Genomic DNA, 25,767 nt, shown 5'->3' with positions numbered 1-25,767 from the left:
CCTTATTTAGTTATTTTTTGGAATTGAGATTTGATTTGTTCCAATCCCTCAATAGGGTTTGCAGTAAAACTCTTCACGTCTGAAGAGGCACCAATGATTTTTCGTCCTTCTTCCAACGAATTGATCAAGTCGGATGCGATAAATTGATTAATGACATTACCCAACGCGGAAGCTTCCGTTGGTTCGGTTGATACTTTAACTTGGCAAACATCTGCACAAAGTTGATTTAGAAATAAGTCTTGTGTCCCACCACCAACGATACGTAACTCAGTAATTGGTTTTCCAGTGACTTCCTCAAGTTCAGTTATTACTTTGTCATACGCCAATGCTAAACTGTCGTAGATACAACGAATGATGTCTGTCAGTGTTTCAGGTTCTTCAAGATCGCGTTTTTTAAACCAATTTTTGACGGCACATGTCATCGATTGTGGGTTCAAGAAGTCGTTATCATTTGGATTCAAAATATACTTAAACGGTTCACCTTGACGAGCCAAAATAGATATATCTGAAAATGTAATCGATGGGTTCTCTGCTTTAAGCCGCTGAATCAGCCATAAACCCATAATATTTTTTAAAACTCGATAGCGCCCATCCACGCCGCCTTCATTAGTTAAATTGTACTGATAGGCGACCTCACCTGTATAAGGTTCAAAGCTTTCAACTCCCACCAAAGACCAAGTACCAGAACTGAGATAGGCCATTGACTCATGGTCAATAGGGGTAGCAGCGACTGCTGAAGCGGTATCGTGACTTGCTACAGAACACACAGGAATTTGAACATCACCGATTTGATATTGGCCGATGATCTGATTAGGCATCATAGGGGGTAGGAACCACTCTATTTTTGCACCACAGGCATTAATTAATGGCTTATTCCAAATTTTTTCTTTGCATTCCAATAATTGACTAGTGGAAGCATTGGTATATTCACAATGTTTCACTCCACTAAGCTTGTAATTCAGGTAATCGGGAATAAATAACAATGTATCTATATCAGAAAACCATTCTGGCTCCTCATCAGTAATGGCTTTTAACTGATAGAGTGTATTAAATGGTAAAAACTGAATACCAGTTTGGTGATAAATCTGTTCACGTGTAAGTTGACTATCTTGAAGTAATTTATCTACTGTGCCTTCAGTACGCTCATCCCGATAACTAACAAAATTACCCAGATGATGGCCAGACTTATCCAATAAAACAAAATCCACGCCCCACGTATCAATACCCAATGAAATAATATCTAAACCAGAAGAGAGCACTTTATTAATACCGATCTTTATCTCTTCTAATATGAAATAAAGATCCCAACATGATTGTCCATCGTTCATTACTTGTTGATTTAGAAAACGATGAAACTCTTCGAGTTCAATTTTTTCGTTGTCTAAGTGACCAACCATGACACGTCCACTTGACGCCCCGAGATCTATTGCAATCACCGCTTTTTTCATGAATACCACTCCGTTGTTCTTTAGTCGTATTACATCGTTTTTTTCAACTAAATAACTTCAGAAATTCTCCATAAAAAACGTATTTCGTGCGTTTTCCTCAAGAAGCTAATGCGATATTTCAAACTTTTGATAACTTGTGTATTTGTGCTGGATAATTTTGAATTGAGAATTACTGATGTGAGCATTGTGAAGATACAATATCTATTATTTCACACTTACTTTTAAGCAAGAGATTCGTAATATCCTAAAGAATAAATCGATACTTTATATGGTAATTGTCGAAATTAAGCTAATGTTAAAAAAGAAAAAACCTCGCTAAATTGCGAGGTTTTGCAGTGACAGTAAAAGACATATCAGGCCAGATAAAATACTGAAGTTAACTCTATAGATTGTGGAGATTTATCAGGATTAGTCTCCATTATATCTTGCATATATGACCACCATTTTTGACATATTTCAGTACTGGCAACTTGTTGCCAAAGCTCTTCATTCTCGATTTCAACATACCCAAATAGTTGATTCGTTTCTTCATGAAGAAAAATGGAATAGTTATGGCCACCATGACACTTTAAAACGTCCACTAATTCAGGCCAAATTTCATCATGTCGTCGTTTATACTCTGCCTTACAGTCTTCATTTAGTTGCATGACAAAAGCTTTACGAATAACGTCATTCATAAGTGATCTCTCCTATGCCTTGTCACGCAATATGATCCAAGTCGTTGCGGTAATAAAATAAGTTACAGTGGGATAAATAGCGAATGCCTTGAAAGATTCAAATGCAATTTGATAATCGGAGCCTGCCCCCCAGACTGTAAATGCCGAAATAAGCATAGCAGCTAGAGATGCCAAAGCTATAGATCCTGTGATTTTTTCGAGCATACTTGCTGTCTTCGTTTCAGTTTGCTGTTTAGTTTCAAGTTTGGCTTGTTTTGCATGATAAACTTCTCGTTCCTCTAACTCTTTATTATATTCCGCTTCCTGCTCACGATAGTCTTCAGCAGCACCCATTGATTTAGCTAACAAAATATAAATAGCCATAGATAGCAAATAAGTTGGCACAAATAAGAAGAATAAATGTAAGAAGCCTAATTGCTCACAGGTAACAGCAAACACCACACCGATAATCCAAGCAATGAGTGCTGCTTTATTTAATTCATTACCTTGGTACTTAGACCACAAAGGAGTTAGACCAAGCTTTTTAAATACCCAGTGCTCCGACACAATAATAGCGCCAACTGGAGCTAAAAGTAGGCCCATATACCCAACAAAGTCGAGTAAGCGTGTAAATACAAATGGAAAACAAGCGATAATCGCTGTTATCACACCAACAATTGTAGTGATATACGCACGTGATTTATTTGGGAAAATACTTTGAATTGCCAAACCAGCACGGTATATCGTTGGGTTAGATGTTGTCCAACCAGCAATGATAACTGCGATAATACCTGTTGCACCAAGCACAGCATAGGCAATACCTCCAGCATCTAAGTTAGACATATTTGTTTGCATAAGTAACATCGCTCCGGCACCCATTACACCAGCACAAATCCACGCAATATAGTGACCAAAGAACATGCCAAACGCAGAGAAGTAACCGTATTTTGTACTCTTAGCAAAACGTAATAAAGCCATATCACCTAGAGACCCATGCATTGCTAAGTTACATACCCAAGCGAAAGCTGCAATCTGCCAAAATGTCATTGATGGTGACCCGTCTGGTGTTTTCCCTGTCCAAATGTATTGATCTGCTAGCGTTAAAAATTGACCAAAACCTGTGAAAGTTTCACCATTACCAACGTTACTTAATGCAGGCAGAGCTACCATACCGCCAGTGACAAAAACAACTAATAACCATGGAGAGCATACTGTCGCGAACTGGGCACATTTTTGAAAACCCAGTACCGCAATAGCAACAACAATCGCTCCTACAGCGAGAGCAACTGCAACAAATCCTGCACTATTTGGATACCAATGTGTTTGTGCTGGGATATCAAATAAAATACGCACAGCGGACGCTGATACGGTAATCATCGCCCCTCCTAAAGCACAAAACAATACAGCATTGACCACGTTATAAATTTTATTAAATCCAGGCCCTGCTACTCGACGTAGGTATTCATAAACGGTTAATCGAGATTGAGTTGCTATAGGTGCAGTAATAAGAGCCCAGGTTAATACAGCCATCAAGTTACCAACCAGTAAGCCCACCAAAATGTCGAAAGTGCTGGCACCCCATGCAACAAAAGCGGCACCGATAACAAACTCAGTCCCCGCTACGTGTTCACCAGAATAAGAACCAAGAAAATGCCGCCAGCCAAGCAGTTTATGTTTGGGCACTCGCTCTTGTTCATATTCATTAAGTGTACCTTCATTTACTTTTATTTCTTCAGATTTTGTAGAGGTAATCGTTACAGACATGAATGTCTCCTTGCTATTTGTAAGCTTATTTTTATACCTTTAACTTAATTATTTAAGTGTCGTTTTTGTTAATTTCCCACTGAATTACCGCACATTATCCATGTAGCATGTAGGGAGATTAGAAGTAGCTTACAAACCTGACAAATTTAAACCTTGGATAATTCACATCAGGAATCGATATTTTGGTGAGTTTTTTAAGGTGTGCAACTCTACCTTCACATTTTTGAACATATCACTAAAAGAGTAGTGAAAAGTGAGATATTCCGCGAGGAAAAGCTAAGTTAAAGCTTATAGATTCAAACGACATTAAAAGTAGAGGTTAAAATGATCTATCTAAAGTCGAGAGAATTTTTCATGAATTCGTGCAGTCCGATTACCACTGAACTACGCTCTCCTCAAGAACCTTATCCTGAGCACGCACATTCATTTGAAGAAATAATTATTGTGTCGCAGGGCAGCGGTACACATGTAATGAATGATGTTCCCATGAATCTCAGCAAAAACTATGTCTGCTTTGTAAAAAAAGAGGACCGTCATTTATTCGATACAGTCGATGACCTATACTTGAGTAATATATTATTTGAAAAAAATAAACTCCAATTATGTTCAGATGTTAAACGATTTTTACCAAATGAATCAGACAAAGACACTGGTTGGTTTATCAATGAAAACACTGCACAATCTGTCCGCAAGTTAATTGAACGTTTACATATAGAATCGCATTTAAACAATGAAGAATCACTAATGATCGCTCAATTCATTTTTCAGCAAATTATTGTTGAATTGTGGAGAGGCAAAATAAAGAATGTCGACTGGTTAAATACCAATGACAAAGTCATTTATGCTTTATCACAAATTCAACAAAATTATGCAGACGTAAAAGAACTTGATGAGGTTGCTGAAGCGGTAAAACTCTCTTCACGTCAATTAACTAACAGTATTAAAAAATTGACAGGAATGAACTTTAATCAATACTTGCATTACACACGTACTTGCAAAGCGTTATCTGAAATTCTTTATACAGATCAATCCATTACGGATATAGCTTTTAAAGTTGGTTATCAGGACAGTAATTATTTTTCTACTAAATTTAAACAAATTTTTAATCAAACGCCAAGAGAGGCTCGCATGACTCACCCACTTTTATATAAAAACTAAATTAGTCTACGTTGCGATGTTGTGACTACTCACCGCCCGTTGGGCGATGCTTCTTATTTCGTTAGCCAGTGCTCGATAGTATCGAGTCTTATGCGGCTTCCATAAGCAGAAACGACTGTCCAGTCGCTTTTAATTCTAGAATACCTTTAATCACGGATATTAAGAGCGGCATTGAGATCCTTCTCCGCACGTTTTACAAATCGTGGGTTGGCTTCTTTCTTGCCATTCGATTGAATAGCAAAATGTGATAACCCCAAATCAATACCAATGACTTTATCGATTGAGTGAATCAAGCTAGGCGTTTCAACGCCATCATCCATAAGAATGGACGCATAAAACTTACCTGTTTTACTCAAACAGAGAATAATGCTTTTAACCTGACCAATGATCTCACGATGGATGTTGGCTTTAACTGGGGTCATCTTGGGTAGTTTAATCGCACCATCAAGAACCTTAACACCAACACAGTGATAGCTAGATTGCTTGCCGTGTCTACGTTTGAAGTTTGGGTATTTAGCGCTTAATTTTGGGATGAAAGAAGTTATCAAAAGCAGAGTGCATATTCCGGCGCATCGTGAACGGTGATTCCGGACCATTGTGAACACCTATTCTGGCTTTACTGTGAACGGTCATTCCGGTTTTTACGTGAACACTTTTAGTCACTTTCCGGAATCGGTGTTCACACCAAACCAGTATGATTTTCTACGCATTGAGAATTCCCCCATTTGTTGTGAGCTTACGGGAAGATAGCTTACAATATTATTACTTGCAAAAGTGGGGAGTATCATACATTCACTCATAAAGCGGTGAACAACGCTTTATACGACTTCAAGTCGCACTGAAACTAAAGGCAAACTGACAACGCCGAGTGTAGTAAATCGTGTTGATGCATTTGTTATAAGCACCTTTCACCAAATAGACTATTTGTAATGGATTGATGATTTAGTTTCAGATATTCGATGTCAGCTAAATAAGCAAGATGATGTCCATTACTGATATTTTCAATAAATGCCTCATTACCGTTCTCAGCTTCACTTTGCATAAAATCAACTAAGGTCTGAATCCTATCAATCATAGTTTCAACTAACTTCTCACGTTTAACATTTGATAAACGATAAGAATCACAAAACAACTTAGCAATATCGCCGTAAACCCTCGTCCAATGAGGGCGGGGATATAAGGCGAAAGTGCGATAGCAAACAACTGCACTGAAATTCACCAACCGTAACCTCAAATGCTCAACCAAACCAAAACTGCCAAGCGTTGGCTGTCCTTCTTGAACGCTTTGTTATGATTCACATTGCTACCTATGTAGCATTGCGCTACAATTATTTAAAACTTACAAGAGGATTATATCATGCCAACTGCAAGCATACGTCTTGATCAAGAACTCGTCGATAAAGCAGCTATAATGGCTAAAGCCTTGAATCGTACCACGCCTAAACAAATTGAGCATTGGGCTAAAATTGGCGAAATGATGGAAGACAATCCTGATCTACCCTATGAATTTGTGAGACAAGCCATTATTGCGAAAGCTGAAAAAGAAGCTGGCAAACTTGAGGCTTACAACTTTGGCTAAAATAACGCAGGTTCTTCAAACTCCATCTTTCAAAAAAACAGTCAAAAAACTGCACCAAAATCAAAAAGTGGATCTCGATAATACCGTCAAAGCACTGATCGAGAATCCGCTTTTAGGTGAACAAAAGAAAGGCGATTTATCCTTCCTTAGAGTCTATAAATTTAAGATGGTAAAACAGTTGACCCTGCTAGGTTACAGTTATCAAGATGGCACTGTTACCCTTGAATTGATAGCACTCGGTTCACACGAAAACTTCTATCGTGATGTCAAATTGTTTTACTCAATCTGAATGAATCATATCGAACTAGCTAAACTGAATGCATTGGCGAAAAACCGACGTAAAACACAATGGGCATAAGTTTGTTAGTTTAACTCATACTGAAACATTTTTGGGCATAATGTTTAGAGTTGCAAGGTACTAGTTTATTCAACCTGAATAGGAAAAGAACAGATGGGAACAAATAGTTCCCATCCTTAATGGCTAGGGTACTCCCTGCGAAGCAGCAGGGAGGGGAATAGCCTAAGATGCGAAGCATCTTAGGCTATGGTCTGAGGACATTGAGCACTGGCGAAAAACCCGCGCCAGTAAACACGTCAATATCCCTGATGAACTTCGTCAGCAAGCGGTTAAGCTACTTGAAAAGTATCGAGTCGGTCAGATCACCAAGGCATTACGGATCTGCTCCACTCAACTCAATACCTGGCGCAAACAGTTTTTAGTCGAGCAGGCGATGACACCGAACTTTATACCACTGCCGGTTGAACCTGACTTAACACACAAACCCACCCTGAAACTACAGCTGACCTTACCCAACTCAACTTAAATTCATATTTGTGGGAATATGTCCCTTAACGATAAAAACAGTATTCGGTCGTATCCATAAAAGTGAAAGTCTCCACTCTGGATTCAAGATAAACCCGTGCTGTCGCTTCATAATGACGAGACTGAAACCGGATAAATGCTGCTAAGGAAAATCATTCAAGTTACCTACATACTAGTGGCCAGTTTTACTCATCCACTATACCCCGACCGGATCGCCATTTGATGCAAGCCAAACACTATCGACTTTTCCGTGAACGATCATTTATCGAATGGACTAGGGTAAGTTGTATCCAAAATGCAGGATAAGGCGACGTGAGTTGAGTTTTGACGTCTTATTTAGATAAGTTGACAGTACCCGCGAACTCAAGCGCAAAGAGCACATGGAGAAAGTAAAACCCAAAGCGACACCTTCATTGTCACTAAAGGATAAATGCGCCATAATTGTGACACTTCCATTTGGAAAGGTGTCATAGTTTAAAGAGGTTCTGTCATGAATAGGTTTGAAGTCCAACGTTATATCGAGCAGCAATCCCACCCCGTGTCTATTTCAGATCTTATTATTGCTCATCCAGACTTAATTCGCCGTACGCTTCAACGCTGGCTTAATAAACTTATTAAAGACAAGCAGATAGAGGCTATTGGAGAGGGACGTTCGCGTAAATACATTGCAATGATTAATAAAATCGATGTAACGCTTGCAAGCCGTCACGAGAATGATGGTTTCCCAAAAACGATCCCACTTTCTCCTGATAGCCATGACATTCTTACTTATCTAAGTAAGCCTACTTTTGAGCGCGTTCCCGTTGGTTATTCACGTGATTTCTTAGATAACTACATCCCCAATAAAACGTACTACCTTTCTGAACCTATTCGTCGCCAGCTACACCGCATGGGAAAAACCATCTATGCAACACAACCCGCGGGCACGTATGGAAGAGACATCTATAATCGTTTATTAATTGATTTATCTTGGGCATCAAGCCACCTTGAGGGCAATACTTATAGTCGATTAGATACGGTAGAATTAATTGAGCACGGCCAGTTTGCACAAGGAAAAGACATCATCGAGACACAGATGATTTTAAATCATAAATCAGCGATTGAATTGCTCATTGATAATGTCGATTCCATTGAATTTAACCGTTTCACAATATTAAATTTGCACAGTGCGCTTTCAGAAAACTTATTAGCCAATCCGTTTGATGAAGGTCGAGTACGCAATCACGTGGTAGAGATAGGAGGCAGCGTTTATAAACCAATGTCATCCGAAGAAGTGCTCTCTATCCAACTTGAGACAATACTTAATAAAGCCAATCAAATTTTTGATCCATTTGAGCAGTCATTTTTTATTATGGTGCATTTACCTTACTTGCAACCTTTTGCCGATATTAATAAACGCACTTCTCGTTTAGCTGCAAACATTCCTTTACTTAAAGCCAACGTGTGCCCTCTTACATTCTTAGATGTACCCAAGGAAGCTTACAGTAAAGCGGTACTTGGTGTATATGAAATGAATAGAATAGAGATCCTTCGTGATCTGTATTTATGGGCGTACGAGCGTTCAACAAAAGAATACCTAGCGGTGAAACAAGAGCTAGTAAAACCGGACCAACAGCGCCTGCAATATCGAGCGAAGATAAAAGAGATCGTTAAGCAAGTCATACTGACACCTGAATCTCAACCTTTTGATATTATTGAATCCTTTGTTAGTCATGAACAAGAAACGGATAAGCAAAATATTATCGCGCTTGCATTAGAAGAATTAAGACGAATTCATGAGGGAGTATTAGCACGATATGGCCTAAGACCATCTCAATTAGAAAAATGGCGTCAATTGCATGGGTAATGAATAACAGGCCAGTCTGTCACCAACATTTAGGATCGACGACAAGTTAGGCATCATCCAAAACTCTGCTCTTTCTCCTAGCTTCTCGCCGAAAATTGTTCAGCCCTACGCCGTCATAATCGGCAAAAAAATAGACCATCGATGCCCTTTTAGGCACCGATAGCCAATCAATCAGTTTGTTATGTAGCTGCCCTCAGTACCAAATAACGTGAAATGCATTCCCTTCATCCATCGAGGAAAGATGCTCTCGCTTAGTCTGACTACCTAACCATTTGGTCTAAATCATCTTTGAGATAACGCACAGCCCGACCAATCTTAATGAATGGTGGTGCTATGGTTTTAATATTACTTTGCCCTTCCATTCCCGCTTGACGAAGAAAAGAGCGGCTCATACCAATGTATATTGCGGTTTATTGTTCTATACATGCTCGTTTATGTTGTTCCATATTGTAATTCTCACTCATATCAGTGTTTATCGAGTGACAATTACGTTACATATTAATTTAGCGGCATTCCGAACCCGAATATCGCGTTATTGCTATTGTGATCGCAAAATATTTACTACTGGTAATTACACATTGAACAATGTTGAGTGACGGCGACCCCAAAAAGTCGCGTGTAAGCTTGAAATGAACACAAAGCATCTACTTGAGGTCGTCGAATCACTCGATGTTAAGAACGTATCATTACAGGTGTTAAATCTAGGGATAGTCACCGCCAGCCCATCAGGTCGCCTTACGGCGACGTTAGTCAAGGGCTTCCTGTTGAAACGCTGGATAGAGGAATGTTATTCCTAAATTAACTGCGAAATCTCGTTATATCTCCGGCGTCGCGAAAAAAAGCCAGAGCAAAAAGCCTTCTGACCTTTTATCAAAAATCGTCAACGTATTTTAGAACGACACAATTATCATGTTGTAAAAATAGAAAAAATCAATCATTGATTACGTGTCGATAGCGTCGACTACCTATCAGCATACATAAAAACAATAGTTGATAGAAAGACAGTGAACCACCACTACTTGAACTATGGGTAACTATCTCTTCATCTTCTACAGCGGAATTATCAGTATCTGTTATTTGAGCCAATACTACTGGATCTTCAACTATACCATTTACCTTGCTATCAAAATCATTTGGGCCCCCATCTTCAATAGTAAGCAAGAGGCATTTAGAACCCTCGATAAGACCTGATTGGTAATTATCGAATACAATTGACGGGCACTCTCCTTTAATCAGTGCAGATGAATAAATGCTATTAGTTGAGTCTTCTACAAAATCATACCAACCCAAATCTAAATGATACTTCCGTACAATAGCATTTGGCGGCAGTTCGGAATCAAGCTCAATCAAGATACTAATACTGTCACCTTGATTTTCTATATCCGTAACCACCATATTGTAGATTGGCGTTATGTAATCAAAACCTTCATCTTGTACATTTTCAATAGGTTGCTCATTATCTGCTGTAAACTTTATTATATCGTCTAAAGATATAGTACTATTGGTTGCAACCCCCAAACTGGTCGATCGAGCAATGGAACCAAGCATTATTTTTTGGTTATTACTAACTCGAATAGAAGTGTTATTGTCTCCAGCAGGTAAAACATAGCTCCGGGTATCGTTATCTAGGTAGTCTGCTATACCGTCTCCGTCACTATCTTGATATCCTTCTTGTTCATCTGTGTATCCATCACCATCGCTGTCTTGTTCAAAGACAAATACAGGAGCCATGTTTGCGACAGGAACATAAATGGTTCGTTCTACTGAGAATTTCTCACTGGTATTGTTTTCGTTCACATATACAGTTAAAGCAATAAGTCCCGTTGAATCATTAGGAATATAGGTGAAAGTTGTATCATCACTATCGCTCTGTGTATCGTATACTCCATCACCACTAAGCTTATACCAAGTCACATTGTGAGTATCCATCGAGTTGTTGTCTTTCACAATAGCTCTTATTGTAACTTCTCCTTCACTATTAAACACAACGGGTACTTGCTTGCCACCTTGAATGATTTCTACATCAACTAACGGCGGAGAGTTTGTGGTGGGTATGTCGACTGAAAATGTAACATTATTAGCTTCATCACGCACCGCATTTACCAGATCAGACAAAATCAAATCATAGCTGGCATTGTCTAGAACGCTGTTATCAACCGTCAAGCTTAACTCTGCTTGTCGATTTTGGTCGTTATCAATGCTTATTTGACCGCTGTTTGGCTGTATTAAGTCTGTATCCAAATTATATGAGAAAGTCACTGGGTAAGCCGGGGCATCACCCAGTAAAGCGAAAGACAATTTGATTTCTTGATTTGGTTGAATTACTGGTGGGTAACTAATTTGAATTAACGGCAGAATATCCAATTGTATTTCTTTCTCTGCCATATTACCGGTCGAGTCTTGTGCCCATACAATGATATTGTGAGTGCCTGAGGGTAGTTCAGGTTCTCCATTAAAGTTTAAAGCTAATGTGCCATCAACCGAGTCTTCCGCACTACCAAACATAGAGCTGTCAATTGGAGTTAAACGGTCAACCGCTTGAATTTCCGTTTTATTAGAGACCAAGAGTTCAGGAGCCATCGTATCTTGGACAATAATATTTTGTATGGCGGTAGCTACGTTACCTTGATTATCTGTCGCATACCAAATAACTTGATGTGAGCCCACGGAAAGTTCTGTTAGGTTATCCATATGTACTACCTCAGAAACAATTCCAGAATTATCTGATACCGCTGGTGGTGATAGTTCTACAGAGGTAAACTCTCCTGAGGCTTCTATCACTACATCTATTATCTCTCCAAAAATTGGCGCCAGTGTATCGCCAATTGTAGGCTCTAATGGATCTGTGTCAGTATGATCAGCTACACCATCATTATCATCATCTGGATCGGAATTATTACCTATACCGTCACCATCCGAGTCTAATTGCTCATTAGGATCTATGGGAAATGCATCATCTTGATCAGCTACACCATCATTATCATCATCATCGTCGATACCGTTCCCCAAACCATCTAAATCAGTATCTAAGGATTCGCTAGCATCCAGTGGAAATAGATCAATGATGTCAGGCACACCATCGTTGTCATCATCCAAATCAGCATTGTTACCAATATAGTCGTTATCAGTATCTAAATATTCTGTTTGGTCGCTGGGAAAAACATCAATTTCATCGGTAACACCATCTTGATCAAAATCGGGGAAGATATTAGCATCACCTAATAACTGAAAAGAGGTTTGATTAGATATAAATTGAGAATCTACTTCTATATTTGAATCAAACAGCACCCCCGTTTCAGATGTATTATCAAGTTCCAGCACATAAAAGGAAGAGTGTTGTTCACTGGTTCCTTCAAATAGTACTTGCTGCTGAGTATCACCTGACAGTCGTATTGTAATATTGTTAAAAAAACTATAGGGCTCATTATTTAACTTAGTGAAATCCCCTTTTACTTCCAATACACCACTAAACAGATAAGAAGTATCCCAAAACTTGAGAGATTCTTCGGAATCTGTAATGAAGTTTCCTTCTACGAGAATATAATCTGATTCCGAGCCAAACATAACAATCCGACCAGAACTTTTACCATACCCTGTTTCTGAAGTCTCATCCACGGTCTGTATACGGTAGTCAGATTTAACAACGAGTGTTCCGCTCTCAATTGTTAAGTCACCACCAGAATGGATCAGGTTACCCTCTACAACTAGATTATGGCCGGCTAAATCTAGTACTCCACCTAGCATGTAAAGATTCCCATTTATAGTTGTGTCTTGAATGAGATCCATCCCTTTAGAAATGCTAAGGTCTTGTGACCAAGACGCCTCTAACAGCTGTCGTATTGCTATATTCTCTGCGTTAACAAAGGGGGTGTCTGAAGAGTGGAGTACTTTAACACCGATAGGGGTATCAACAGACACACCATCGACAGAAGTGTTGGTTATCATTAATTCTTTAATTTCAAGTCCAAACTCATAGTCCTTAGTGTTTAAGTAACCTACTCTTGTATGTATGCCGTTCCATCGACCATTTAAATTAGAGGCTGTAATATGTTGTTTGGTTTCTCCTGATAGAAGCACTTTGCCCATATAAGGTGCAGAGAATTCACTATTAACAACAAGATCGCCTTTTAATTCAAGTAGCCCATTTCCCATTTGAAAACGATGAGTTCCATTTATTAATAAATTACCATTAATAAACAAATAATCGTCTGAGGTAGACATTAGTATACTGCAATATGTTTCATCATCATCAATAGTTAAAACATTATAGTTACCAGCAACCAACACTTCACCTTGGCTTAATTTTAAAGCTCCATCGGCAAAAGGTTCAAAAATTAAATCTTTACCGACGTTAAGGCTATGTCCATTAATATCCGCTCCTGATTGGATATGAAAGCTACCTTCTATCGTTTGATCATTTTGTAAAACCCAACCAAATGATGAAATATCATAATGCCAATCGCTCTCAATAACCGCTTGTTGAGTCAACCATATGTTTTTGGAGCCCACAATGACTGATTCGTCAGATGCACTAACGGAGTGTTCAATGTTAATAGGGGCTTCAAACTGTACTCCTTGGCTCGACGTGTTTGTTATCTCGAGATGAGAAAGTATTGAATATGAGCGCCTCGTGTCTTCATGATATACACGTTGACCTTGGGTGCCAGACAACAATATTTTGTGGTTACTCGCAGTGTAGATTCTAGAATGTCCATCATTAAGGTTACCTTGAATTTCTATTGTCCCTTCTAGTAATAAGAGTCTTGAATTATTTATAAAATCAAGGTCTAATGTAAAATCACCATCAACTTTAAAATAGTCCTCTTGATCACGCATATACAGTTCATTCCCAATTCCCATTTGTTCATGCACATGATAGTTAGCGCCTACAACTAGGGAACCGCCGTTAAAGTAAATAGCCCCACCATTTTGAATGACATTGCCTGTCACATTTAAGTTGCCACCGTCAAGATCGATAGTCGCACCATTTTGAATAGTTAGATCGCCCTCTATGGTTATGCTCTGACCTTCTGTTTGAATTTGTTTGCCATCTATTACGACTGAACCATCTAGGAAGAGGGGAAGCTTACCAATATTACAATGGTACGAGTCCGGGTAATTAGACCAAGAAAAATCTGTACCCGAAGGCTTCAGGATACCGACCGTGGCCCGCAATCCGTAGCAATCATACGTATCTTGGCTAGAGAATGTTATTGTATCATCACTTGCTGACATGACATGAAAACTAGTAAGCGTTAAGGATAGAGCCAACCATCTTATCGTTTTTAATATATTAACCATTATCTTCTTACGCTCACTATATTTCTATTAAATAGACTAAAAACTTTAAATTAACATGCGAAATATATAAAACAAGTTGCTCCATATTAGTTTGTCTATTGAATAGTCTCACCTATGATTTAGATCATTAATTGGACGATTAATTGGTACTAAATGATCATTTCGCTCAAATATCATACAATTATGCTTTGGGTAGATTATACCAAGGATATAAGGTCTGCCCTACGGTGGATACACTGTTACCGTAAGGAGATAAGTTTGAGCATGTCGAAGAGCGTCGTTTGTTCTATGTTGCGCTAACTCGAGTAAAGCACCGAGCTTATCTACTCGTTGATATGATGGATGCTAGTGAGCTCGTAACAGAGTTAGTTAAAGAAAGACATCCAGTGGAAACTAATGAAATTGATGTTTCACTTATAAGGGTGATCCTGAGAATGAGCTAGACATTGATTAACACGCTAATCGAGCAATTATAGATAGAATTAATCTTTACGTAGCTCTCTTTGCATGAAATGTTGCGTCGTTTAGCTAAATATTGGTCAAAAGTGTGTCTGTGCTTTCCCTAAATATAAATTTATGAATGACTAAGAGTATGGAAAGTAACTTAACTTGATATCCAGTCTTGACAGTGTAGATCTACAACTCGGTTACTAGTTCTCAAAAACAAACTAGCAATGAAGTTCTATCATAGCCACACTATGGTTGGCTATGATGCGGATGGGAACTTTGTCTTAGGTTTTGGTGAAAGTTTAATTTAATCTTTATCCCGATAATCAGAGTGCGTTTGTGTTTGTAAATGGCATTGAAATTACGGCATACTATTGAACCTTGATGTCAAAAGACAAGTCGCACGATGTATAAAAATTGTTGTGATAACCTGTCGCTATAAACGTGTAGTGATCCACACCTCTTTCTCGAAAAACTTCTATAAAAGCATCACGAAGACCTTCAAATACACCAGCGACTCTTGCAGTTTTGTGAAACATGGCATTTTTTTGGTTACGCGCGATCAGTTTTAGCGCCGGCTCCTCCCGGTTATTATCGAGTTGTGCTCCTTCCAGGCGGCAGAAAGCGGTCAGCCCTTCATCGTGTTTGTTGAAGTTGCTAACCGCTTTACCCGGTCCACTGTTTTCTTCTACGTTATGATTGGCCAGCTTAGCTTCACCCCCATCGTGGATCGGTTTCATTACAAGAAGTGACGCTTTTTTATGCCAGGCTAGCCGTTGCGTTGCGTCAGCCCGAGTTCCCTGACTTGTTGCTCGATAGTCTCGAGACTAACGCCGCTTCATCAGCAAAGACAACCGCCCAGTCGAATTTGACTCAATCCAAAACATAACACGTTCTTTCTCAAGAAAAACCAGCAATTGGGTATGATTTAGCCCCCCAGACTCAGGGCGATAAGATCCGAAAGTGAGTAGCGGGGAGGGGAAACGTAATGAAAGTTAACCTAATAAACACTCAACGGAATACCTTATTTTGAGCCAATTAAACAAATTTAAAATCAAACTTAAAATAAAATTACCTGCTAGCTAGTGCGCATATTATTCTATGTATTTGACAATCAAAACCAACGATACATTGGGTCTTCTTTACGTTCGTCAATAGAGACACGTTAAAGATTCACGGTAAACAAATCATGACAGAACCTCAAGGGCACCAAATACAACTACTCAAGTAATCAAGTGCTCGGGAAATTCTTTGATACCACCGATGGCCTCCATTTCACTCGATATCCTCTCTTATTTTATGGGTACTAGTTCACACTTATAAAACAAAGTTCCGCCAATCAACTTTTTCTCTTGACTTAAAATACATCGCCTGTTTTATTTAATCATTAGTAATTTAAATGTATTATATTATATAAAATCATACTGTAAGATTATGGTACGAGGCAGTTATTGAGCTACATTACAAACGAAAAAAGAAAAAATCGAAACAAACAAAGTGGCGCTCCTTATCCTGAAGCCAAACTCACCGTCACGTCCCTTGCCCGAATTTTCAAAGATTTAAATCGCAGCCAGATCTCGCTCAAAAAACGAGAGAAATACTTTTTTGTTTTCATTTATCTGTGGCTCACAGGGGAGCTGGCTTCGTTAAGAAAACAAGATAATAGCGCTAAGATCTCAAACTACACATTGCCTGATCTTTTTCGTCAGCCGGCTTACCAATCGTGTCAAAAAAATGCGTTTCGAACCGTCATGCACGAATCGACCTCTTGGGTTGAATACGCTATCGCCTACCCAATAAAAAATGACATCGTCTATTTATGGCAGCCGGTTCCTTCTCGACTCAATCCTTTTTTTCAGCGGTTTATTTCTCAGCGTAGCTACCAACGCCCCTTTTTAAGTCAACAAGAAAAAGCGGCACTCAAAACCATGATAGAGCGACGTTGGAAACAACATGGATTAGATGAGTTGGAGCGATCGGTCGGCAGAAAAGACAACCTCATTAACTATTTCAATCTTTGCATTCAAAAAGACAATAACCTCTCCGCATTGCCCCGACATGTCTTGGCACATCAATACCATGGCATCCATCACAAACATGCTCGGCACTATCAACAAGAAACCAGCGACCGAATACGAGCCAAAATATTTCGAGCGCATGAACGTTATCTTGAACGTTTGATTTTTGAGATAAGAGCGTTAAATTTTGAAGAGAAATTTACCGTAGAAAGGCGCACAAAAAACCGCTCGGGGACGGAACGCGTTTACTTGGTGGATACCACATTAATACAAACCGTCCCGGCAGCATTAACAACCCATAGTATTGGACAGCTTCACTATCACAAAGACAAATCCAAGCCAAGTTCAACGCTCCCCCCTATCTTGGTCGGGAGCCAGCGTAGTATTGATGTGGTGACCTTAGCCACTTTATTTCGCCAAGTAGAAAAAGCGATCCTCACCCAGTTTAGAGCACTTGACGATCATTACTCTCTTGACGCCTTTCTCACCTATTACAATCTGTGCACCTATCACCTCACTTTATGTTTTTTAATTTGTACGGGTACGCGTCCAACTCACCACATCAGCATCGAATCTGGGCGTTACTTTCCAGGAAAAAACGCCAGTGTGTATGATAAGGGGCATTATCGTGAAATATTCATCAGTGATTACCTTGCGCAGCAGATCGCTCAACATCAAATTTTACAAAAGAAACTCGCATCGCTTTTACCCACTCAGGCCTTGCGCTTAGAGAAAGATGTCTTGTGGTATCTAATTGATGACAATAAAGAAGCGCAGTATGTGTCGGCCCATCTCTTGCGCCAGTTTTTAAAACAACAAGGGGCCACTTTTGTCGCCTACTCGATACGACATGCTTTTGCTCAATACGCGCTCGAACAGATTCATCCTTTTTCTTTAAGTAATGCTCAAATCGATAGGCTTATGGGGCACGCGACTATCGGGGAAAATCTTGGTAACGACCATCTCTTCCCTCTCCACCGTCAACAGCTCGTTCACCACATCAATAGCATTGCATCGAACTTCAACTTACAAAAGGTGTGCTATGTCAGATAACCCATCAGGCAGCACGCCTTTAGTTTATCGCAACAACGATGAATCCGACATAAAGGGCGCCTCTTCTCTACTACGCACAATATCGATTAGCAACATTGTGCATTACGCGCAGCAAAACCACGCATTGACGCTCTCAGAAGATCTCATCCAGTGGGTCATAAACCGCTGGCCAAACAGTCAAGACACCCATCGCCAGGTAACGGAGGCAACATTAAGTACCATCAGACAACGATGGGCATACCAACCTGCGAAACTCAAATCGAATTACCAAAGCGCACTCACCGCCATTTTGCTGTATCTCTACCATGTGCTTGGGTGGGACATACCACAAACGGAAGAAAGAAAGCTGATCGATCATGATGCCAAGCTTTTTGAGAACATCACCTCTCACGCGCACACCGCTTATCGCTTGCTTGAAGGATACAACGCGTCATTAGAGGTTTTTTATAAAGAAAGAACGCCGCTTAACCAAGAGCAGGTCGCCTTAATGGTGGCATTAGAAGTCGCCCCTTTGCCGCTTGAGTATCTCCATCACATACTCACCTCGCCAGAGTGTATTGAAATTGTTGATAACCATCTTTATCTAAGGCTAATACACATCAAAGGCCAGCAAGATAAAGACGCAGACAATGCCTCGTTTACTCGTTATCACTTACCGCTCTGGGTTTACCGCGCCTTACGCTCGTTTTATGAGCAGAAATCGGCCGCGCTTTCCCATTCCTCCATGAGACTCAAAACACTGAGCAACCGACTCCAAGCCTTAGTTGACCAACTGATCTGTAGTGCTGGGCCATCGCCAATGACGAGCAGGGCCACTTACTGCTGTCCCAAAACACACTTGCATTTTCTCTTTCAAGCCATTTGGTATTACCGAGACGACGTGGTGCCGACGCTGTTAAAAGATATCGCATACCCGGCAAGACACGTCGCCTATGAACTGCAACGCGTGTGCATTACCAATCAAAAAAAACAGCTCGATGCCATCTATACCCAAACTTGGGATGACAAGTGGTATGAAAAAATCGAACCAGGAAAAAAAGAAAAATGGCCTCACCAGAGGCTATTAAATGACTATAAGAAAAACCGAACCAAACCAACCGACTACGAGGTGACAACATGGCAAATGGATAATGTCCTGCCGCAACTTGCGGGTTTGTTTGTGAAACACCTTATCTTATACGGTGGGGAACGAGTTCTCCATCTTAGCGACTCTACGCTGACTAAATACTCCGGACTTACGAGGATACTGGCGTCGTCCCCATTAAGCTTTGAAGCCAGCCAGAACCATGATGAACTCATGGCTTGGGCGCATCGCACCTATGCCCCGCTCACCACACTCAGCGCCCAGCAAACACTCCATCGATTTTTTAAATTTTTAACGACGCAAGATTTAACCGATCACATCAATTTAAACGAACTGCAGAACCCTACCGTCCCTGTCAATGTCGACGCCAATTTCATCTCTATTGATGCGTTGCACCAGATTGTTCATGCCTTACTGAGCAATGCCACAGGCCATTTTTTTCAGCGTTTATTTTGCGCATCGGCGGTCATTCTCGCGTATTTTGGCAAACTCAGGCGCGGTGAAATCGTGAGGCTGCGAATTAAAGATATCTGGGCGGCTAAGAAAACCCCCTCGCATGATGGTCAAGATGACAATCAATATTTTACGCTGCATATTACTCAAACCAACGAAGGAAGACCCAAAAGCAAGCAATCACGGTTGGTACACGTCTACCTTCCTCCTGAGTTTGCCAAGCTCATCCGTATGTGTGTAAAAATTAAACCCAAGCTGTCGACTCGTGGTGGCATTGTCAGTCGTTCCTCACAAACCCCACTCATTGGTTTTGAAAATGAAAGCCCGAACTCAAGACAACTGCATTACTTGTTACCCGCCACAAAAGCAATTAAAGCGATGTGTGGCGACAATGCCCGCTTTCATCATTTGAGGCATTCTGGCGCCTTTGTCTACCTCCTTCAAGGTCTGCATTTTATGTCTCATGCCAGTGATATCGACATTGGACTCCCCACCAAACTGCAAGCCTTAATGACCCAAGACACATTAAAAATGCAGTTTCAGCACTGGTTAGAACAGCAAGACACACTAAGCCTCAATGACAATTTGTTGTTTGAAGAAATTACTCGTGAGATTGGGCACAAACACTACGCTACAACACGTAAACACTATGTCCACGGCATTGATTGGCTTTATCCATTTTATCGAAAAGCAGGCAACCCAAAAGTAAGCCAATGCTACACTCGAGCCAAGCTCTGTTGGGTATTAGGATTAAAGAAAGGATCAAACGATCTCTCTCGGCGCATCGCAAAATTAGACCCCTACTACGCGCAGCTTTCAACAGAAGAAAAGAAGCATTACCCTCTGTCATTCTCAGAAGAGGCCCTTCTCAAGGATATGTTTCCTCAAAAGCGTCGTCCTACATCCTCAGCTGTCAACACCTCGCACTTAACCACACTGTTAACGGAGCTATTATCAGATAAAGCGCTAAGAGCAAATCAACCCGATTGTCATCCTTTTCCAAACGTTCAACACGATTTACTCAAAACGCTGTTTTGTCAGCAGTTCAATGACAATCAAGATCACTTCCTCTTTTCAGACATCAGTACCATTTGGGCGTATTCAAACAAGCATAAGCGTGCGGTTTCACGCGAGAAATGGGAGAAAGCCATACGTAAAGTCACCAACATGGAATGGGTTGACGACAATGAAACGCCCCATATTTTAATCAAAATGACGACCAATCAAAGGGATGGCACGCTATTTAGACACGCCTTTAAAATTCCCGAACTTCAGTTTTTTCATGCAACCTTTACCCTCGTGGTGAATGGAAAGACCGACCCGAGCCGACAAGAAACCAACATCCGACAACACTTTGCCGATAAAAAAGACACCATCATTATCACGAAAAAAAACAAAGGGGGGACAGAGCTTCATATCACACTGTCTCCTTTAGAAACCATCACACTTGCCAAACAAACGGTGCATCATATCTATGAGTATTTGGCCTATTTTCAGACCCATACACACCGTAAGCGTCATGCATAACATGACAAAGCGCCGCCTATTGCCAGTGAGTACGCCATCAGCCTAGAAAGGAACATTAAATGAAAACAAGAATAGTGCCACTTCGTATCAACGCCAAAGTTGCTCAAAAAAGCTTACAGCGCCTTCAAGCTCAACTTATTAATAAAAGTGACGATTTTTGTGTCAGCTTTTGTTTTGATTTTAAAAAAAACCAATGCAAAATAGTGGGAGGTCATGCGCCTGAATATTCATTTATCGCACTGGATTTAAATGACGATATCAAAGCAGTCAACACACTAGGATCATTTTCACTCTCAGGTGATGTGTTTAAAAACTGGCTTCAATCGGCCATCGACCTTCAACGCCTTACTGACGACGCGTTCATGACACTGCACATTGAATGCCATTCAAAAGCATCGCCCCCTTTTATCATTATCTACGATACCAGGAAGGTCTCGCTTGTGAACAAGGAAAATCATGATACCCAAGCCATCCTCGCGCGCGCATGTCGCCGTCAAATTAAGACCCATGACCCTCTTGACGCGCACGTTCAGTTTATTCATTCAGATACTCAACGTGACTATCAGACTATCATCAAGTCGACTTGCCAACGTCTTATCCATGAAATAAAACCGCATGTCCCCTTTCAAATGATTGAATTTGACCCAGAAACGAAAGAGCTCAAAATCATGCGTGATGACAAAATCGACATCAGCCAAACCAACCTTAATATCGATCTCGGGCATTCGTTCACCTCATCTGAGCATGGTGTCGATCTTCTTGAGCACGTCATCAAACACACAGTGGATAATGACATCCTTATGCGACAAGAAAACAACCGACTTATCATCAAAACATCAGAACAATGCTGGCAAATGTCGCTCGAGAGTCTTGATGATTTTAAGCAAAAAAAGGCCGATACGCCTAACGTATTATCCATTTTTACTATCGATATCAAGCCGTTCAATGCGGAAATTAGAGGTTTGCAAGAGTTTCAAAAGATTCGCTCTCATGACATTGGGTATTTTGTGATTCAAAAAGAAGACTCGTTCTTAGTGGCGCAAGTTGAAGAAGAAAATCATACCAAACCGATTTTAGTCTCGAGTCTATCCATGAAAAGCAGCGAGCAACTCATTGTACAATTTCATTTAAAAGAGTTTCTCGACCTTAAAATCGCTAACCTGACGGAAATGAAAGAGATGAAAGTCAGCATCTATAAAACCAACCGCCTTGAAACGTATATGGGGTTCTTTGACGAGGCCAGAAAACAGATCCCGACCCAATCCCTTTCTGTCGAACCGATCAACAATGCGCAGAAAATACGAGAAATCAATAAAAAACTGGAAGAGTACCGCAAAGATAACGGCTTAATTAAACTAGAAAAAACAGGAGAGAACCACACCTTAGATTTAGAAGCGATGTTTTAAGTGCCGAGCTTTGTTTTACCTAAAGCGCACGATACCAAGCTGAGCGATTAAACACTCAGCTTGCTCTTGTGTTAGGTCAATATGTGCCCAATTAGGTCGTTTCTATCAGCATGAGAACGATAATGGCATCTTGATACTAAGTGGAATACGACTTCCCTCTTAGATTACCGTTTGTTTATCGCTTTCTTAGTGTGCTATTTCAAACATTAGCGACAGCACTTAAAAAAGCTTATACTGATAAAAACAACCACTAGGGTGATGGTTATGGGCTTCGTATTATTCGTATCAGTTATCGCACTCGCAATTGGTGTACTGACGCTTTATTCCCCACAGTTAATGAAGTGGAGCGAAAAAAGAATGCACAAAAAAAAGTAACATAAAAGATAAGAGATGGTTTTGTGGAGACTTGTTGTCCCATAATGTCTCTAAAATGTTAGAAAGTTTGGGGAAACTGGTCATGTTTTGGGGATTATCATCTAAATACAAAGACTTAGTCGCCAAATGTATCACTTCACTCAAATCACCAATAGTCTTTCCACTGTTTTGCTCAGACTTACAGTGATGCTTTTCACTGTAACCATCGGATTACTTGCTAAGCCAGTGCGTAAACGGGCGATATCGGGCTTTGATCGTGAGATAAAAAAAGTTATCGAAAGCTCGGTGAAGATTCATCACAGACTGCTGCAAAGCGCTTGGATCATACGGTTTCAATCCGTGCTATTTTCGTGATTTTTTGATTGTCACAAGCCGTGGCTTGATGTTCTTTTGAAGGGTTAGGATATCGCCAGACTTGCGGTAGGGTTTACCTTCAAGTGCAGAGCTTTATTATACAGTGAATGATGAGATTCGATAGTCGCCAATCTAAGTCACAACGTCTACAACGATGGACAGACATGACGCCTATGGAGCGCCGTTCACTCACGATGACATCACCTCATCCCTCAATCTCGTTACACACGAGAGCAAAAAGAAGCTCAAGTATAATGCGATCAAGTTGATTGGGTCACAGTAATAACCAGTCAAAAACATACCGGTAGTGAGTGACACATGACGAATTATCGACAAAACGTTGATGCTCATAAAAAATGGGATAAAACGAGTCATCAATTCAAAAAAGTACTGGACATAAAAACAGCAGTGTTTTACAGTGATTGATGATTCTTTGTTCAATGAAAAACAGATTGGAGCGAAGAAAACATGCAGTTGGGATAGGAAGGCGGCAACCTCCCTACCCCGTACCGGCTGCGAGCACTTAAACCGAACCCAGCCGATGGCTCGATTCTAACGAATTCCATTGGTGAGGGACAGATCTATTTAAGATCTGACATCAATGGAGGCCACTATGGCTCATATTCGCATCCGTCCTAACGGGCGCATTCAGTTCGATCTTCATTTGTATGGCCAACGCTTTCGCGAAGGCACCAAACAAATGGCGACCCCCAAAAATGTAAGGCTGGCTCAAGCCACACTCAAACAGATGAACGCCGAGATTGACCTTGGCACCTTTCAATACCGTGATTACTTTCCAGAGAGTAAAAAAGTGGCGTTATTTGAACGCTTGCAGCGCGATAAATACCCCGACCACCTGTATCCTTTTTTCAATGACTTTGCGAACCAGTGGTTTGAGCGTCAAAAAGGCAACTGGAAAACCAGTTATCAACACACAGTGAGGAACATCCTCGATCACTATCTCATTGCGCACTTTGGCAATACGCTCGTTTCTGAGGTGTCATTGTCGCAAGTGGAGTTTTTTCGCCAAACGCTGCAAGAGATTCAAAAACACAATGGGGCGCGCAAACTCACCAACAAACGCATCAATAGTATTTTATGGCCACTGATTGCGATTATTAGCCTTGCAGCGGAAGAGCATCACTTTGATTACCCATTTCGCCGCTACAAATCACTAAAAGAAGAAAAGGCCGATTCAAAACCAATGACGATGGAAGAAGTCCGGACTTTCTTAAACTGCTGCGATGAGCAGTGGCATGATTACTTTTTACTGCGTTTTTGGACGGGCATGCGAAGCTGTGAAGTGCATGGACTGCATTGGGAACACATAGATTTTGACCACCGATTGATTCATGTGAGACAAAATTACGTGAATGGAGAGATTGGTGATGTGAAGACGCCAAAATCACGTCGTGATTTGCAGATGTGCGACACGTTATACGCCGCGCTCAAGCGCCAGTGGGAAAAACGAGATGACAACAGTCCCTTTGTCTTTGCATCAAAAGCCGGAAAAGGACTCGATACGCACTACATCAGTAAGCATATTTGGCACCCAACGTTGAAAAAAGCCGGGCTGACACCTCGTCGCGCGTACGAAACCCGCCATACCGCTGCGGTCCTGCACATTGCCGCGCATGAGAACCCGCTCTATATCTCGCACAAACTAGGACACAGCGACACCAAATTGCTGTTTGACGTGTACGCGCCGTATGTGGCCAATGCGTCTCGCCAAGATGGACTGGCCTTCAACGACATGATGTCAGGAGGCGCAGCATGATGAGAGACACCTTTAATCGCGCCCAATATTTTCATCAAAACTTAATGGATAATCATCAACTGCGCGCCTTTGCATTAGGCGCTGAGCTGCCTGCGGTTTATAAGCTTATTAGCAAGAACCAAGACATGGCGTTGAATTCATTAAATCAGCAACGCCGTTTAGAAGCGATTGCCAAGCAATGCTATGAGCGTGTAATGGACAAGCAGAAGCTAAAATACGTATTAAATGGGTATGCACGCAGTATGAAGCAATCTAATACAGTCATGTTTCACGACGTGCGCGTACACGCCCAATCTCCAGGATTGACGCTAGCAAAATACTATGGCGCCCTTAAACAAACGAAGGGAGTTATCGATAGATCAATAGTGTGGGAAAAGCATCTTCAATGGTGCCAAGCGTTATCTGTCGCTTTATATGAACATTACCAAGATCCACGCAGCGATATTTGTTATGGCGAAAAAACCGTCATTATCGACAAACCGCATGATAGGCAATGTTACAGCTACACAACCATCAAAAAGCCAGTATCGTTTCAGCTCAACCGATATCAGTATCGTCAACTACCTTGGCAGTGGGATGACTCACTAGGCCAGTCGTCCTAGAGAGTTTTAACTAGAAAGCGCACTTACAAGAGCTAGCATTTCTAGCTCTTGATAGGTAAAAACAGGGCGCTGATGGGCTGGTATGGCAACAAAAGT

At 40.7% G+C, this 25,767-nt stretch carries 15 protein-coding genes and 2 pseudogenes; 9 read left to right on the top strand and 8 right to left on the bottom strand.

What is annotated here, in order from left to right:
* Positions 1-2 precede the first annotated feature (2 nt).
* The 3 genes from rhaB to R3X26_RS16545 form a co-directional block, all read right to left on the bottom strand.
* Complete coding sequence (gene rhaB, locus R3X26_RS16555) at positions 3-1,448, bottom strand: rhamnulokinase (RefSeq protein ID WP_317718442.1); 1,446 nt, start codon at positions 1,446-1,448, stop codon at positions 3-5.
* A gap of 353 nt (positions 1,449-1,801) precedes the next feature.
* Positions 1,802-2,125 carry an L-rhamnose mutarotase gene (rhaM, locus tag R3X26_RS16550; RefSeq protein WP_317718441.1) on the bottom strand — a complete coding sequence of 108 codons (324 nt, stop codon included), beginning with the start codon at positions 2,123-2,125 and terminating at the stop codon, positions 1,802-1,804.
* Between the two features lie 12 nt (positions 2,126-2,137).
* Positions 2,138-3,868, bottom strand: coding sequence for a nucleoside transporter (locus R3X26_RS16545; protein ID WP_317718440.1), 1,731 nt, complete (start codon positions 3,866-3,868; stop codon positions 2,138-2,140).
* Between the two features lie 354 nt (positions 3,869-4,222).
* On the opposite strand from R3X26_RS16545, the gene R3X26_RS16540 reads away from it, so the two are divergent.
* The gene (locus R3X26_RS16540; protein ID WP_317718439.1) at positions 4,223-5,026 is read left to right on the top strand and encodes a helix-turn-helix domain-containing protein; all 804 of its coding nucleotides are present in this window, start codon (positions 4,223-4,225) and stop codon (positions 5,024-5,026) included.
* A gap of 146 nt (positions 5,027-5,172) precedes the next feature.
* Here R3X26_RS16540 and R3X26_RS16535 read toward each other — a convergent pair whose 3' ends face one another.
* A complete protein-coding gene (locus tag R3X26_RS16535) occupies positions 5,173-5,622 on the bottom strand; it encodes a transposase (RefSeq protein ID WP_317718438.1) in 450 nt (149 codons plus the stop codon).
* A 299-nt stretch (positions 5,623-5,921) separates the two neighbouring features.
* Positions 5,922-6,245, bottom strand: a complete 324-nt coding sequence (locus tag R3X26_RS16530) for a hypothetical protein (protein WP_411572429.1) — start codon at positions 6,243-6,245, stop codon at positions 5,922-5,924.
* A 138-nt stretch (positions 6,246-6,383) separates the two neighbouring features.
* On the opposite strand from R3X26_RS16530, the gene R3X26_RS16525 reads away from it, so the two are divergent.
* The 3 genes from R3X26_RS16525 (at position 6,384) to R3X26_RS16515 (ending at position 9,274) form a co-directional block, all read left to right on the top strand.
* A complete protein-coding gene (locus R3X26_RS16525) occupies positions 6,384-6,605 on the top strand; it encodes a TA system antitoxin ParD family protein (RefSeq protein ID WP_317718437.1) in 222 nt (73 codons plus the stop codon).
* A complete protein-coding gene (locus tag R3X26_RS16520) occupies positions 6,598-6,894 on the top strand; it encodes a type II toxin-antitoxin system RelE/ParE family toxin (protein WP_317718436.1) in 297 nt (98 codons plus the stop codon). The genes R3X26_RS16525 and R3X26_RS16520 overlap by 8 nt, the downstream gene beginning before the upstream one ends.
* Before the next feature lie 1,024 nt (positions 6,895-7,918).
* A complete protein-coding gene (locus tag R3X26_RS16515; protein WP_317718435.1) occupies positions 7,919-9,274 on the top strand; it encodes a Fic family protein in 1,356 nt (451 codons plus the stop codon).
* A 193-nt stretch (positions 9,275-9,467) separates the two neighbouring features.
* Here R3X26_RS16515 and R3X26_RS16510 read toward each other — a convergent pair.
* The 3 genes and pseudogenes from R3X26_RS16510 to R3X26_RS16500 all read right to left on the bottom strand — a co-directional run.
* A pseudogene (locus R3X26_RS16510) lies at positions 9,468-9,666 on the bottom strand (DNA-binding protein).
* A gap of 538 nt (positions 9,667-10,204) precedes the next feature.
* On the bottom strand, positions 10,205-14,575 hold the full coding sequence (locus R3X26_RS16505; RefSeq protein WP_317718434.1) for a hypothetical protein: 4,371 nt from the start codon (positions 14,573-14,575) through the stop codon (positions 10,205-10,207).
* Between the two features lie 818 nt (positions 14,576-15,393).
* A pseudogene (locus tag R3X26_RS16500) lies at positions 15,394-15,777 on the bottom strand (IS66 family transposase); the annotation flags it as partial.
* Between the two features lie 696 nt (positions 15,778-16,473).
* Between R3X26_RS16500 and R3X26_RS16495 the strand changes: the two are divergent.
* The 5 genes from R3X26_RS16495 to R3X26_RS16475 all read left to right on the top strand — a co-directional run bounded on the left by R3X26_RS16495 (position 16,474) and on the right by R3X26_RS16475 (position 25,671).
* A complete protein-coding gene (locus R3X26_RS16495; protein ID WP_317718433.1) occupies positions 16,474-18,093 on the top strand; it encodes a hypothetical protein in 1,620 nt (539 codons plus the stop codon).
* Positions 18,083-21,157 (top strand): hypothetical protein, encoded by a 3,075-nt coding sequence (locus R3X26_RS16490; protein WP_317718432.1) that lies wholly within the window; start codon positions 18,083-18,085, stop codon positions 21,155-21,157. The genes R3X26_RS16495 and R3X26_RS16490 overlap by 11 nt, the downstream gene beginning before the upstream one ends.
* Before the next feature lie 59 nt (positions 21,158-21,216).
* Positions 21,217-22,563, top strand: coding sequence for a hypothetical protein (locus R3X26_RS16485; protein ID WP_317718431.1), 1,347 nt, complete (start codon positions 21,217-21,219; stop codon positions 22,561-22,563).
* A gap of 1,342 nt (positions 22,564-23,905) precedes the next feature.
* Complete coding sequence (locus R3X26_RS16480; protein WP_317718430.1) at positions 23,906-25,069, top strand: tyrosine-type recombinase/integrase; 1,164 nt, start codon at positions 23,906-23,908, stop codon at positions 25,067-25,069.
* The gene (locus R3X26_RS16475) at positions 25,066-25,671 is read left to right on the top strand and encodes a hypothetical protein (RefSeq protein WP_317718429.1); all 606 of its coding nucleotides are present in this window, start codon (positions 25,066-25,068) and stop codon (positions 25,669-25,671) included. Before R3X26_RS16480 ends, R3X26_RS16475 begins: the two co-directional genes overlap by 4 nt.
* Positions 25,672-25,767 lie beyond the last annotated feature (96 nt).

The sequence above is a fragment of the Vibrio sp. TH_r3 genome, from assembly GCF_033101115.1.
Taxonomy (GTDB): Bacteria; Pseudomonadota; Gammaproteobacteria; order Enterobacterales; family Vibrionaceae; genus Vibrio.
The sequence above is the reverse complement of the archived record's forward strand: the minus strand, read 5'-3'. Positions and strand labels throughout refer to the sequence as shown.